A 13,667-nucleotide genomic window follows, 5' to 3' on the forward strand; every position below is an offset into this window, starting at 1 on the left:
CCAGGGTGTTCGAATAATGAATCCACAAGAACTGAAGTCCATCCTCTCCCACGGTCTGCTGTCTTTTCCCGTGACCGATTTCAACGCCCAGGGTGATTTTCACCAGGCCGGCTATATCAAACGTCTGGAGTGGCTGGCCCCCTACGGCGCCACTGCGTTGTTCGCCGCCGGCGGCACCGGTGAGTTTTTCTCCCTCGCGGCCAGCGAATATTCTCAGGTTGTGAAGACCGCGGTGGATACCTGCGCCACCAGCGTGCCGATCCTCGCCGGTGTCGGCGGTTCGACCCGCCAGGCCATCGAATACGCTCAGGAAGCCGAGCGTCTCGGTGCCAAAGGCTTGCTGCTGCTCCCGCACTATTTGACCGAAGCCAGCCAGGACGGGGTTGCCGCCCACGTGGAAGCGGTGTGCAAGTCGGTCAAGATCGGCGTGGTGGTTTACAACCGCAACGTCTGCCGCCTGACTGCGCCTTTGCTGGAGCGCCTGGCCGAACGTTGCCCGAACCTGATCGGCTACAAGGACGGCCTGGGTGACATTGAATTGATGGTGTCGATCCGCCGTCGTCTGGGCGACCGTTTCAGCTACCTGGGCGGCCTGCCGACTGCAGAGGTTTACGCCGCTGCCTACAAGGCCCTGGGCGTGCCGGTGTATTCCTCGGCGGTGTTCAACTTCATCCCGAAAACCGCGATGGATTTCTATCACGCCATCGCCCGCGACGATCACGCCACCGTCGGCAAGATCATCGATGACTTCTTCCTGCCGTACCTGGACATCCGTAACCGCAAGGCCGGCTACGCGGTGAGCATCGTCAAGGCGGGCGCCAGAATCGTCGGCTATGACGCCGGCCCGGTTCGCACGCCACTGACCGATCTGCTGCCGGAAGAATACGAAGCCCTGGCCGCGCTGATCGACAAGCAAGGCCCGCAATAACTTATCTATAAGGCCGCTGAGCAATCAGCGGCCTTTTGCGTCAGGAGAAGATTCGTGTCCCAAGCCAAACGTTTTGAAAACTACATCAACGGCCAATGGGTGGCTGGCGCTGATTATTGCGTCAACCTCAACCCGTCGGAGTTGTCCGATGTCATTGGCGAATATGCCAAGGCGGATGTCGCCCAGGTCAACGCTGCCATCGATGCCGCCCGCGCTGCGTTCCCGGCCTGGTCGACGTCCGGTATCCAGGCTCGCCACGACGCACTCGATAAAGTCGGCAGCGAAATCCTCGCCCGGCGCGAAGAGCTCGGCACGCTGCTGGCTCGGGAAGAGGGCAAGACCCTGCCTGAAGCCATTGGCGAAGTGACCCGCGCCGGTAATATCTTCAAGTTCTTCGCCGGCGAGTGTCTGCGCCTGTCCGGCGACTACGTGCCGTCGGTGCGACCGGGCGTCAATGTCGAAGTCACCCGCGAAGCCCTCGGCGTGGTCGGCCTGATCACCCCGTGGAACTTCCCGATTGCCATCCCCGCGTGGAAAATCGCTCCGGCCCTGGCCTACGGCAACTGCGTGGTGATCAAGCCGGCGGAGCTGGTGCCGGGCTGTGCCTGGGCCCTGGCAGAAATCATCTCCCGCGCCGGTTTCCCCGCCGGTGTGTTCAACCTGGTGATGGGCAGCGGGCGGGTAGTGGGCGATGTGTTGGTCAACAGCCCGAAAGTCGACGGCATCAGCTTCACTGGTTCGGTCGGCGTCGGGCGTCAGATCGCGGTCAGTTGTGTCTCGCGCCAGGCCAAGGTGCAGTTGGAAATGGGCGGCAAGAACCCGCAGATCATTCTCGATGACGCCGACCTCAAGCAAGCCGTCGAGCTGTCGGTACAGAGCGCGTTCTATTCCACCGGCCAGCGTTGCACCGCCTCCAGCCGCTTGATCGTCACCGCCGGTATTCACGATCAGTTCGTCGCGGCCATGGCCGAGCGCATGAAGTCGATCAAGGTCGGCCACGCGTTGAAAAGCGGCACCGACATTGGCCCGGTCGTCTCCCAGGCCCAGTTGGACCAGGACTTGAAATACATCGACATCGGCCAGAGCGAAGGTGCGCGGCTGGTGAGCGGTGGCGGCCTGGTGACCTGCGACACCGAAGGCTACTACCTGGCGCCGACGCTGTTCGCCGACAGCGAGGCGGCCATGCGGATCAGCCGCGAAGAGATCTTCGGCCCGGTGGCCAACGTGGTGCGCGTGGCGGACTACGAGGCGGCGCTGGCCATGGCCAACGACACCGAGTTCGGTTTGTCGGCGGGCATCGCCACCACCTCGCTGAAATACGCCAACCACTTCAAGCGCCACTCCCAGGCCGGGATGGTGATGGTCAACCTGCCGACTGCCGGCGTGGACTATCACGTTCCGTTCGGTGGGCGTAAAGGTTCATCCTACGGTTCGCGCGAGCAAGGTCGCTATGCGCAAGAGTTCTACACCGTGGTGAAAACCAGCTACATCGGTTCGTAACACTGTAGGAGCGAGCTTGCTCGCGAAAAATCTCAACGAATACGCAGGCATTCAGGGGGCACGCGGTGCCTTTGAGTTTTTCGCGAGCAAGCTCGCTCCTACAACGTTCCGTTCGGTGGCCGTAAAGGTTCATCCTACGGTTCGCGTGAGCAAGGTCGCTATGCGCAAGAGTTCTACACCGTGGTGAAAACCAGCTACATCGGTTCGTAACACTGTAGGAGCGAGCTTGCTCGCGAAAAATTTCAACGAATACGCAGGTATTCAGGGGGCATGCGGTGCCTTTGAGTTTTTCGCGAGCAAGCTCGCTATGCGCAAGAGTTCTACACCGTGGTGAAAACCAGCTACATCGGTTCGTAACACTGTAGGAGCGAGCTTGCTCGCGAAAAATTTCAACGAATACGCAGGTATTCAGGGGGGCACGCGGTGCCTTTGAGTTTTTCGCGAGCAAGCTCGCTCCTACAGGGGCGGCGTCCAGCAACACATAAATATCACCCGCAAAAAAAATAATTAGTGGGAGTACTTCTACATGCAAGCGACCAAACCGACCCATGTCCGCTATTTGATCCTGCTCATGCTGTTTCTGGTGACCACGATCAACTATGCCGACCGGGCCACCATCGCAATTGCGGGTTCCAGCCTGCAAAAAGACCTCGGCATCGACGCGGTCACCCTCGGTTACATCTTCTCTGCATTCGGTTGGGCCTACGTGGCCGGGCAAATCCCCGGCGGCTGGCTGCTCGATCGGTTCGGCTCGAAAAAAGTCTATGCCCTGAGCATCTTCACCTGGTCACTGTTCACCATATTGCAAGGCTATGTCGGTGAGTTCGGTGTCTCCACGGCAGTCGTGGCGCTGTTCATGCTGCGCTTTATGGTGGGCCTGGCCGAAGCGCCATCCTTCCCGGGTAACGCGCGCATCGTGGCCGCCTGGTTCCCCACCGCCGAACGCGGCACGGCCTCGGCGATCTTCAACTCGGCGCAGTACTTCGCCACGGTGCTGTTCGCGCCGCTGATGGGCTGGATCGTCTACAGCTTCGGCTGGCAGCACGTGTTTATCGTGATGGGCGTGATCGGCGTCCTGTTCTCGCTGGTCTGGCTGAAAGTTATCCACAGCCCGCGCCAGCATCCGCTGATCAACGAAGCCGAGTTCAATCACATCGCGGCCAACGGTGCGATGGTCGATATGGACCAGGACAAGGGCAAGGGTAAGAAAACCGACGGTCCGAAGTGGGATTACATCCGCCAGTTGCTGACCAACCGCATGATGCTCGGCGTGTACCTGGGCCAGTACTGCATCAACGGCATCACCTACTTCTTCCTGACCTGGTTCCCGGTGTACCTGGTGCAGGACCGCGGCATGACCATTCTCAAGGCCGGGTTCATTGCCTCATTGCCGGCGATCTGCGGGTTTATCGGCGGTGTGTTGGGCGGGGTGATCTCCGACTACCTGCTGCGCAAAGGTCATTCCCTGACCTTCGCCCGCAAGGCGCCGATCATTGGCGGCCTGCTGATCTCCAGCAGCATCGTGGCCTGCAACTACGTGGATATCGAGTGGATGGTGGTGGGCTTCATGGCCTTGGCCTTCTTCGGCAAAGGCGTTGGCGCACTGGGTTGGGCGGTGGTGTCCGACACCTCGCCGAAACAGATCGCCGGGCTCAGTGGCGGCCTGTTCAACACCTTCGGTAACCTGGCGTCGATCACCACGCCGATTGTCATCGGTTACATCATCAGCACCACCGGTTCGTTCAAATGGGCGCTGGTGTTTGTCGGCGCGAACGCGCTGGTGGCCGTGTTCAGTTACCTGGTGATTGTCGGCCCGATCAAACGCGTGGTGCTCAAAGAGCCGCCAAGCCAAGGGCCTGAGTTGACCAACCTTACCCAAGCGCATTCCTGAAGGGGCCGTGTGATGCAGTTGATTGAACATGCTGACTCGCCGCGCTCGATTCGTTTGCACGAGCGCGACAACGTGGTGATCGTGGTCAATGACCAGGGTGTACCGGCCGGGACCGAGTTCCCGGACGGCCTGGTGACCGTGGATTTCATTCCACAAAGCCACAAAGTGACCCTCGAAGATATCCCCGAAGGCGGTCGGATCATTCGCTACGGCCAAACCATCGGTTACGCCCTGGCGCCGATCCCGCGTGGCAGTTGGGTGCAGGAAGATCAACTGCGCATGCCCACCGCGCCGCCGCTGGACAGCTTGCCGCTGTCCACCGAGGTGCCAGCGGCCCAGGCGCCGCTGGAAGGCTTTACCTTCGAGGGCTATCGCAATGCCGACGGCACCGTGGGCACGCGCAATATCCTCGGCATCACCACCACCGTGCAGTGCGTCACCGGTGTGCTGGACCATGCGGTCAAGCGCATCAAGGACGAGTTGCTGCCCAAGTACCCGCATGTCGATGACGTGGTGGCGTTGACCCACAGCTACGGCTGCGGGGTGGCGATCACCGCGACGGATGCGTATATCCCGATCCGCACCGTGCGCAACCTGGCACGCAACCCGAACCTGGGGGGCGAAGCCCTGGTGATCAGCCTGGGCTGCGAGAAATTGCAGGCCGGGCAGGTGATGCACGACAACGACAGTTCCGTCGACCTGAGCGAACCGTGGCTGTATCGCCTGCAGGATTCCAGCCACGGGTTTAGCGAGATGATCGAGCAGATCATGGCCCTGGCCGAGGTGCGCCTGAAGAAGCTCGACCAGCGCCGCCGGGAAACCGTGCCGGCGTCCGAGCTGATCCTGGGCATGCAGTGCGGCGGCAGTGATGCGTTTTCCGGCATCACCGCCAACCCGGCGCTGGGGTTCGCTTCGGACTTGTTGCTGCGAGCGGGGGCGACGGTGATGTTTTCCGAAGTCACTGAGGTGCGTGATGCCATCTACCTGCTGACTTCTCGTGCGCAAACCAAGGAAATCGCCGAGGAACTGGTACGGGAAATGGACTGGTACGACCGTTATCTGGCCAAGGGCGAGGCGGATCGCAGCGCCAATACCACGCCGGGGAACAAGAAGGGCGGGTTGTCGAACATTGTCGAGAAGTCCCTGGGCTCCATCGTCAAGTCCGGCAGCAGCGCGATCAACGGCGTGCTCGGCCCGGGTGAACGCTTCAAGGGCAAAGGCTTGATCTTTTGCGCCACGCCGGCCAGCGACTTCGTGTGCGGCACCTTGCAACTGGCGGCGGGGATGAACCTGCATGTGTTCACCACCGGGCGTGGCACGCCTTACGGGCTGGCGATGGCGCCGGTGGTGAAGGTCTCGACCCGCACGGAGCTGGCGCAGCGCTGGCCGGACCTGATCGATATCGACGCCGGGCGCATCGCCACCGGGCGTGCGAGCATTGAGGAGTTGGGGTGGGAGTTGTTCCACTTCTACCTGGATGTAGCCAGCGGCAGGAAGCAGACGTGGGCGGAGCAGCACAAGCTGCATAACGACATTACGTTGTTCAACCCGGCGCCGATTACCTGAGACCGAGTCGCCGTTATCGGGGGCAAGTCGAGTCGTCGCACCGCCCCTCCCACATAGGGTCTGCGGTGTTCATCCGTTGTGTGTCTGACGCAGATTCAGTGTGGGAGGGGCGGTGCGACGACTCGACTTGCCCCCGATAGCGGCGACCCTATGTGGGAGGGGGCTTGCCCCCGATAGCGGTCTATCAGGCGCCATTGGGCCGTATGGCTTATCATTAGCCCCCTAACGACGCCCACCAAGGTTCTCCCCGGCATGCTGGCTATCTTCCTCACCACCCTCACCATCACCGCGCCGGTGTTTGCCATGTTGTTCCTCGGTGTGCTGCTCAAGCGCATCAACTGGATCAACGACAGCTTTATCCACACGGCATCGTCCCTGGTGTTCAACGTCACCATGCCGGCGCTGCTGTTTCTCGGCATCCTGCATGCCGACCTGCATTCGGCGCTCAAGCCGGGTTTGCTGATCTACTTCGTCGTCGCCACGCTGTTGAGCTTTGCCCTGGCCTGGGGCTGGGCGATTTTGCGCTGCAAGCGTGAAGACCGGGGCATCTACACCCAGGGCGCGTTTCGCGGCAACAACGGGGTGATCGGCCTGGCGCTGGCGGCCAGTATGTACGGTGATTACGGCATCTCCCTCGGCGCGATCCTCGCGGCGCTGGTGATCCTGTTCTACAACACGCTGTCGACCATTGTGCTGGCGGTGTACAGCCCGGTGATCAAGTCCGACCCGTGGAGCATCTGCAAAAGTGTGCTGGCCAACCCGCTGATCATCAGCGTGATCGTTGCCGCGCCGTTCGCCTATTTCCAGATCGGCTTGCCGGGCTGGCTGGAAAAATCCGCGCAGTACCTGGCCGACATGACGTTGCCGTTGGCGCTGATCTGCATTGGCGGCACCTTGTCGCTGGCGGCGTTGCGCAAGAGCGGCAACATGGCGCTGAGCGCGAGCTTGATGAAGATGGTCTGGCTGCCGGTGGTCGCCACCCTGGGGGCGTGGTTGCTCGGGTTTCGCGGGCCGGAACTGGGGATTCTGTTCCTGTACTTCGGCGCACCGACGGCGGCCGCGAGCTTTGTGATGGCCAGGGCGGCGCAGGGGAATCATGAGCTGGCGGCGGCGATTATCGTGATCACCACCTTGATGGCGGCGGTGACCACGAATATCGGGATTTTTGTGTTGCAGGCGGGCGGGTGGATCTGAGCTGTGCCGGTGATAGCTACCTGACCATCACTACTTGTCCGCCTGATACGCCTCAATCACTTCCTGCGCCGCGCGAAACGCCTCGATCGCCGCCGGCACACCGGCATACACCGCGCAATGCAGCAGTGCTTCGCGGATTTCTTCGACGGTGCAGCCATTGTTCAGCGCGCCGCGCACATGGCCTTTGAGTTCCTGCGGGCACTTGAGCGCGGTGAGGGCGGCGAGGGTGATCAGGCTGCGCGTCTTCAGCGGCAAGCCTTCGCGGTTCCACACGCTGCCCCAGGCATGTTCGTTGACGAAGTCCTGCAGCGGCTGGGTGAATTCGGTGGCGTTGCCCAGGGCGCGATCGACGAACGCATCGCCCATCACCTGACGACGCATTTCAACTCCGGGCTTTTTCTGATCGGTCATTGCGATTCCCTCTTGTGTTGGCGGCGCCAGGCTCGCAGCGTGCTGAACAACAGGAAAGCCACCAGCACTGGCAGGACGTAATACAGCATCAGTTGTTCAAGTTTGTTGGCCAAGCCCATGCCGGTGGTGAATGCCATCACATGCAGCCCATACACCAGGTACAAGCCCAGCAGCACCAGACCTTCGGCACGGGTCACACGGTAGCCGGTATAAAACACCGGCAGGCACAACACCACCACGCCGAGCATCACCGGCAGGTCGAAATCCAGGGCATTGGGCGACACCGACAGCGGCGAGGGCGCGAGCAGGGCGGTCAGCCCCAGTACGCCCAGCAGGTTGAACAGGTTGCTGCCGATCACGTTACCCACGGCGATATCCCGCTGGCCGCGCAGGGCCGCGATCAGCGAGGTGGCCAGGCACGGCAGTGAAGTGCCGACGCCGATCAGCGTCAAGCCGATGATGCGTTCCGACAGGCCCAGGTCGCTCGCCACATCCACCGCCGCACCCAGCAACAAATGCCCGGCCAGCACCAGCACCAGCAAGCCGCCGAACATCAGCAATACGCTGCTCAACCAGGGCGCCTTGGCCACCGTGTCCAGTGTGCGCGGGCGCCGTGAATGGCGGGTCTGGTAGTGCAGCACGCCGAGGTAGGCCAGCAGGGCCGCGAGCAGCAGCGAACCGTCGAGTGGCGTCAGTTCTTCATTGGCCGCCAGGGTAAACACCAGCAGGCCGGCGAGGATCATCACCGGGATATCCAGGCGCACCAGTTGCCGCGAGACCCGCAGCGGAATGATCAGCGCCGACAGGCCCAGGGTGACGAGGATGTTGAAAATGCTGCTGCCGATCACACTGCCCACGGCAATGTCGGTATTGCCGGCGAGGGTGGCTTGCAGGCTGACGGTCATCTGCGGCGCACTGCTGCCGAAGGCGACGATCGTCAGGCCGATGATCAGCGGGCGGACCTTGAGGCTGGCAGCCAGGCGCACCGCGGCGCGCACCAGGATTTCGGCGCCGACGATCAGCAGCAGCAGGCCGCTGATCAATTCGATCAGGCTCCAGGGCGAGAGGGCGGTTAATCCGAAAATGGCCAGGGCTCCGTCGTCAATTGCTCAGGGCTTGCACACGAACCCGTGCGGTGCCGCTGCTCAGCATGCCCAGTTGCGCGGCGGCCTGGCGCGACAGATCGATCAGCCGCCCACGGGTGTGCGGGCCGCGATCATTGATGCGTACCACCACGGATTTGTCGGTATCGAGATTGGTCACCTTGACCTGCGTGCCGAAAGGCAGGCGCCGATGGGCGGCGGTCAGGGCGTTCTGGTTGAAAGGTTCACCGCTGGCGGTTTTTTTGCCATGGTGCTTGGCGCCGTAGTAAGACGCGGTGCCGGTTTCGTCGTAGCCGTTGGGGTCGATGAGGCTGCTGGCGCAACCGGCCAGCAAAGAGAACACGGCTAAAAGGCCAAGTAAGCGCTTCATTCAAGGTATCCCCTTATCAAATGTGGGAGGGGGCTTGCTCCCGATAGTGGAGTGTCAGTCATTGGTGTTTTGACTGAATCACCGCTATCGGGAGCAAGCCCCCTCCCACAGGAGGTCCGAGTCGAGCATGAAATCTCACTCGGCCCTTTCATCGCGATCAGCCTTCGAGCTTGCTTTTCAGCAGTTCGTTCACCTGTTGCGGGTTGGCCTTGCCCTTGGAGGCTTTCATGGCCTGGCCGACAAAGAAGCCGAACATCTTGCCGCGCTTGGCTTCGTCTGCCGCGCGGTACTGTTCGACCTGCTCCGCGTTGGCCGCGAGCATTTCATCGAGCACCGCCGAGATGGCGCCGCTGTCGGTGACTTGCTTGAGGCCGCGCTTCTCGATGATCTCGTCGCTGCTGCCCTCACCGCTGGCCATGGCTTCGAACACAGTCTTGGCGATTTTGCCGGAGATGGTGTTGTCTTTGATGCGCAGCAGCATGCCGCCCAACTGCTCGGCCGAGACCGGCGCTTCGTCGATTTCCAGGCCCTGTTTGTTCAGCAGGCTGCCCAATTCCACCATCACCCAGTTGGCCGCCAGCTTGGCGTCCCCGGCGATGCTCACGACTTTTTCAAAGTAGTCGGCTTGCTCACGGCTCGACGCCAGGACGCTGGCGTCGTAGACCGACAGGCCGAACTGCGCCTGGAAGCGCTCGCGTTTCTGCGGCGGCAATTCCGGCAGGGTGGCGCGCACGTCATTGAGGAACGAGTCCTCGATGACCACTGGCAACAGGTCCGGATCGGGGAAGTAACGGTAGTCGTTGGCTTCCTCTTTGCTGCGCATGGCGCGGGTTTCGTCTTTGTTCGGGTCGTACAGGCGAGTTTGCTGGATCACCTTGCCGCCGTCTTCGATCAGTTCGATCTGGCGACGCACCTCGGTGTTGATCGCCTTCTCGATGAAACGGAACGAGTTGACGTTCTTGATCTCGCAGCGGGTGCCGTACTCGGCCTGGCCCTTTGGCCGGACCGACACGTTGCAGTCGCAGCGCAGCGAGCCTTCGGCCATGTTGCCGTCGCAGATGCCCAGGTAGCGCACCAGCGCGTGGATCGTCTTGACGTAGGCCACGGCTTCCTTGGCGCTGCGCATGTCTGGCTCGGACACGATCTCCAGCAACGGCGTGCCGGCGCGGTTCAGGTCGATGCCGGTGGCACCGTTGAACTCTTCATGCAGGCTCTTGCCGGCGTCTTCTTCCAGGTGCGCGCGGGTTACGCCGACACGCTTGATGGTGCCGTCTTCCAGCGGGATATCCAGGTAGCCTTTGCCGACAATCGGCAACTCCATCTGGCTGATCTGATAGCCCTTGGGCAGGTCCGGGTAGAAGTAGTTCTTGCGCGCGAACACGCTGTGCTGGCCGATCTCGGCGTCAATCGCCAGGCCGAACATCACCGCCATGCGTACCGCTTCCTGGTTCAGCACCGGCAACACACCGGGCATGCCCAGGTCTACCAGGCTCGCCTGGGTGTTGGGTTCTGCGCCGAACGTGGTGGCGCTACCGGAGAAAATCTTCGATTGGGTGGCGAGCTGGGTATGAATCTCCAGCCCGATCACGACTTCCCATTGCATAGTGTTCTCCTCAGAAGCCGGTAGGGGTGCGAGTGTGCCAGTCGGTGTTCAACTGGTACTGGTGCGCCACATTGAGCAGGCGGCCTTCCTGGAAGTACGGGGCAAGCAATTGCACGCCGACCGGCAGGCCATCGACGAAACCGGCGGGCATGGACAAGCCCGGCAAGCCCGCGAGGTTGGCGGTGATGGTGTACAGGTCTTCCAGATACTCGGCGATCGGGTCGCCGGTCTTGGCGCCGATCTTCCAGGCCGGGTTCGGCGTGGTTGGGCCGAGGATCACGTCGACTTCTTCGAACGCCGCCATGAAGTCGTTCTTGATCAGGCGACGGATTTTTTGCGCCTTGAGGTAGTACGCGTCGTAGTAACCGGCCGACAGGGCGTAGGCACCGACCATGATCCGGCGCTGCACTTCGGCACCGAAGCCTTCGCCACGGGAACGTTTGTACAGGTCGTTGAGGTCTTTCGGGTTTTCGCAGCGGTAACCGAAACGCACGCCGTCGAACCGCGACAGGTTGGAGGACGCTTCGGCCGGCGCGATCACGTAGTACGCCGGAATCGCGTGCTGGTTGTTCGGCAGGCTGATTGGCTTGATCACGGCGCCGAGCTTTTCCAGCTCCTTGACGCTGTTGTGGACCAGTTCGGCGATACGCGGGTCGAGGCCGGCGCTGAAATATTCGTTCGGTACGCCGATGCGCAGGCCTTTGAGCGAGGTATTGAGGCTGGCGCTGTAGTCCGGCACCGGCTCGTCGACGCTGGTGGAGTCCTGTGCGTCGAAGCCTGCCATACCTTGTAACAATATTGCGCAGTCTTCGGCAGTGCGTGCCAGGGTACCGCCCTGATCAAGGCTGGAGGCGTAGGCGATCATGCCCCAGCGGGACACGCGACCGTAGGTCGGCTTCAGCCCGGTGAGGTTGGTGAACGCGGCGGGCTGGCGGATCGAGCCGCCGGTGTCGGTGGCCGTGGCCGCCGGCAGGAAGCGCGCGGCAACCGCCGCCGCCGAACCACCGGACGAGCCGCCTGGCACGCAGTCCAGGTTCCACGGGTTTTTCACCGCGCCGTAGTAGCTCGACTCGTTGGCCGAGCCCATGGCGAATTCGTCCATGTTGGTCTTGCCCAGGGTCACGGCCCCGGCGGCGGCCAGCTTGGACACCACGGTGGCGTCGTAGGGCGCCTTGAAGTTGTCGAGCATCTTCGAGCCGCAGCTGGTGCGAATGCCCTGGGTGCAGAACAAGTCCTTGTGGGCGATCGGTGCGCCCAGCAGCGCGCCGTTCTCACCGTTGGCGCGACGTGCGTCGGCGGCCTTGGCCTGGCTCAAGGCCAGCTCCTCGGTGATGCTGATGAAGCTGTTGACCTTGGGGTCGAGCTCGGCGATACGCGCCAGCAAGGTCTTGGTCAGCTCTTCGGAAGAAAACTTTTTGTCGGCGAGACCGCGGGCGATCTCGGCCAGAGTCATGTGATGCATGAAAGGCTCTTTCCCTTTAGTCGATGACTTTCGGAACCAGATACAGGCCGTTTTCGACCGCTGGCGCGATGGACTGGTAGGCCTCGCGATGATTGACTTCGGTCACGACGTCTGCGCGCAGGCGCTGGGTGGCTTCCAGCGGGTGAGCCAGGGGCTCGATGCCGTCGGTATTCACGGCCTGCATTTGGTCAACCAGCCCGAGAATGCTGTTCAGGGCTGCGGTGGTCTGTGGAAGATCGGCATCATTCAGGCCAAGCGAGGCCAGATGTGCGATTTTTTCCACGTCGGAGCGTTCAAGCGCCATGGGATTCTCCAGTGGAAAACAGAACGGAGGGCGTCCGTGTGTTAGATTGTCGGAACACTACCGCATTTCTACGGTCATATGGCCGCGATTGTGGGGGTTGGTGCGTAGAAAGTCGGCCAATTTAGCACATTGGCGCCTTGCCCAAAATCCCTGTCGTTGTTAGAGTTTGCCGCACTTTTTTACCCACGCGTTGCCTAGGGTCCTTTCCCCATGTTCAAGAAACTGCGTGGCATGTTTTCCAGCGATCTTTCCATTGACCTGGGCACTGCCAACACCCTTATTTACGTGCGCGAGCGCGGTATCGTCCTGAATGAGCCATCGGTTGTGGCTATTCGGACCCATGGTAATCAGAAAAGTGTCGTTGCCGTCGGCACCGAGGCCAAGCGCATGCTCGGCCGAACACCAGGCAATATCGCGGCCATTCGTCCGATGAAAGACGGCGTGATCGCCGACTTCAGTGTCTGCGAGAAGATGCTGCAGTACTTCATCAACAAGGTTCACGAAAACAGTTTTCTGCAGCCCAGCCCTCGTGTGCTGATCTGCGTACCGTGCAAGTCCACCCAGGTGGAGCGTCGTGCCATCCGTGAATCGGCCCTTGGTGCCGGTGCCCGTGAAGTGTTCCTGATCGAAGAGCCGATGGCTGCTGCGATCGGTGCCGGCCTGCCGGTTGAAGAAGCGCGCGGTTCGATGGTGGTGGATATCGGTGGTGGTACCACTGAAATCGCCCTGATTTCCCTGAACGGTGTGGTGTATGCCGAATCCGTCCGTGTGGGCGGTGACCGCTTCGACGAAGCGATCATCACTTATGTGCGTCGCAACTACGGCAGCCTGATCGGCGAATCCACCGCCGAGCGCATCAAGCAGGAAATCGGTACCGCTTATCCGGGCGGCGAAGTGCGCGAAGTCGATGTGCGCGGTCGCAACCTGGCCGAAGGCGTGCCACGTGCCTTCACCCTGAACTCCAATGAAGTGCTCGAGGCTCTGCAAGAGTCCCTGGCCACCATCGTTCAGGCGGTGAAGAGCGCGCTGGAGCAATCGCCGCCGGAGCTGGCTTCCGATATCGCCGAGCGTGGCCTGGTACTGACCGGTGGTGGCGCCTTGCTGCGCGACCTCGATAAGTTGCTGGCCCAGGAAACCGGCCTGCCGGTGATCGTCGCCGAAGACCCGCTGACCTGCGTCGCCCGTGGCGGTGGCCGTGCACTGGAAATGATGGATAAACACACCATGGACCTGCTCTCCAGCGAATAAGTGATTGCTGGTAAGCCCATGTTTCGCCCGCAGGCAGCACTTTGCAGTGCTGCCTGTTGGCGTTTATCTTCTTCAATCTGCATCCAG

12 protein-coding genes and 1 pseudogene are annotated in these 13,667 nt (G+C 61.6%); 7 read left to right on the plus strand and 6 right to left on the minus strand.

The window, feature by feature from the left end; genetic code table 11:
• Positions 1 to 16: 16 nt before the first annotated feature.
• From kdgD to JN756_RS04960, 6 genes and pseudogenes are all read left to right on the plus strand, one after another.
• The gene (gene kdgD, locus JN756_RS04935) at positions 17 to 928 is read left to right on the plus strand and encodes a 5-dehydro-4-deoxyglucarate dehydratase (RefSeq protein ID WP_177031520.1); all 912 of its coding nucleotides are present in this window, start codon (positions 17 to 19) and stop codon (positions 926 to 928) included.
• A gap of 54 nt (positions 929 to 982) precedes the next feature.
• Positions 983 to 2,428 carry an aldehyde dehydrogenase family protein gene (locus JN756_RS04940; protein WP_201021900.1) on the plus strand — a complete coding sequence of 482 codons (1,446 nt, stop codon included), beginning with the start codon at positions 983 to 985 and terminating at the stop codon, positions 2,426 to 2,428.
• A 99-nt stretch (positions 2,429 to 2,527) separates the two neighbouring features.
• Positions 2,528 to 2,638, plus strand: a pseudogene (locus tag JN756_RS32185) (hypothetical protein); the annotation flags it as partial.
• 316 nt (positions 2,639 to 2,954) lie between these two features.
• Positions 2,955 to 4,319, plus strand: a complete 1,365-nt coding sequence (locus JN756_RS04950) for an MFS transporter (RefSeq protein ID WP_046384693.1) — start codon at positions 2,955 to 2,957, stop codon at positions 4,317 to 4,319.
• A 12-nt stretch (positions 4,320 to 4,331) separates the two neighbouring features.
• Positions 4,332 to 5,885: a galactarate dehydratase gene (gene garD, locus JN756_RS04955; RefSeq protein WP_046384692.1), complete on the plus strand. Its 1,554-nt coding sequence runs from the start codon at positions 4,332 to 4,334 to the stop codon at positions 5,883 to 5,885.
• Positions 5,886 to 6,137: 252 nt separating this feature from the next.
• Positions 6,138 to 7,079: an AEC family transporter gene (locus tag JN756_RS04960; RefSeq protein ID WP_201021901.1), complete on the plus strand. Its 942-nt coding sequence runs from the start codon at positions 6,138 to 6,140 to the stop codon at positions 7,077 to 7,079.
• Between the two features lie 30 nt (positions 7,080 to 7,109).
• On the opposite strand, the gene JN756_RS04965 is transcribed toward JN756_RS04960, so the two are convergent.
• The 6 genes from JN756_RS04965 to gatC all read right to left on the minus strand — a co-directional run bounded on the left by JN756_RS04965 (position 7,110) and on the right by gatC (position 12,332).
• On the minus strand, positions 7,110 to 7,490 hold the full coding sequence (locus tag JN756_RS04965) for a carboxymuconolactone decarboxylase family protein (protein ID WP_201021902.1): 381 nt from the start codon (positions 7,488 to 7,490) through the stop codon (positions 7,110 to 7,112).
• Positions 7,487 to 8,533, minus strand: a complete 1,047-nt coding sequence (locus JN756_RS04970) for a calcium/sodium antiporter (RefSeq protein ID WP_046384690.1) — start codon at positions 8,531 to 8,533, stop codon at positions 7,487 to 7,489. The genes JN756_RS04965 and JN756_RS04970 overlap by 4 nt, the downstream gene beginning before the upstream one ends.
• 58 nt (positions 8,534 to 8,591) lie before the next feature.
• A complete protein-coding gene (locus JN756_RS04975) occupies positions 8,592 to 8,963 on the minus strand; it encodes a septal ring lytic transglycosylase RlpA family protein (RefSeq protein ID WP_046384689.1) in 372 nt (123 codons plus the stop codon).
• Positions 8,964 to 9,120: 157 nt separating this feature from the next.
• Positions 9,121 to 10,566 (minus strand): Asp-tRNA(Asn)/Glu-tRNA(Gln) amidotransferase subunit GatB, encoded by a 1,446-nt coding sequence (gatB, locus tag JN756_RS04980; protein WP_128191586.1) that lies wholly within the window; start codon positions 10,564 to 10,566, stop codon positions 9,121 to 9,123.
• A 10-nt stretch (positions 10,567 to 10,576) separates the two neighbouring features.
• Positions 10,577 to 12,028, minus strand: a complete 1,452-nt coding sequence (gene gatA, locus JN756_RS04985) for an Asp-tRNA(Asn)/Glu-tRNA(Gln) amidotransferase subunit GatA (RefSeq protein ID WP_017845405.1) — start codon at positions 12,026 to 12,028, stop codon at positions 10,577 to 10,579.
• 16 nt (positions 12,029 to 12,044) lie between these two features.
• Positions 12,045 to 12,332: an Asp-tRNA(Asn)/Glu-tRNA(Gln) amidotransferase subunit GatC gene (gatC, locus tag JN756_RS04990; RefSeq protein WP_017845404.1), complete on the minus strand. Its 288-nt coding sequence runs from the start codon at positions 12,330 to 12,332 to the stop codon at positions 12,045 to 12,047.
• A 210-nt stretch (positions 12,333 to 12,542) separates the two neighbouring features.
• On the opposite strand from gatC, the gene mreB reads away from it, so the two are divergent.
• Positions 12,543 to 13,580 (plus strand): rod shape-determining protein MreB, encoded by a 1,038-nt coding sequence (gene mreB, locus JN756_RS04995; protein ID WP_002555108.1) that lies wholly within the window; start codon positions 12,543 to 12,545, stop codon positions 13,578 to 13,580.
• The last annotated feature ends 87 nt before the right edge of the window (positions 13,581 to 13,667 follow it).

Origin of the sequence: Pseudomonas sp. Y39-6 (assembly GCF_023651955.1) — a bacterium.
Classification (GTDB): Bacteria; Pseudomonadota; Gammaproteobacteria; order Pseudomonadales; family Pseudomonadaceae; genus Aquipseudomonas; species Aquipseudomonas veronii.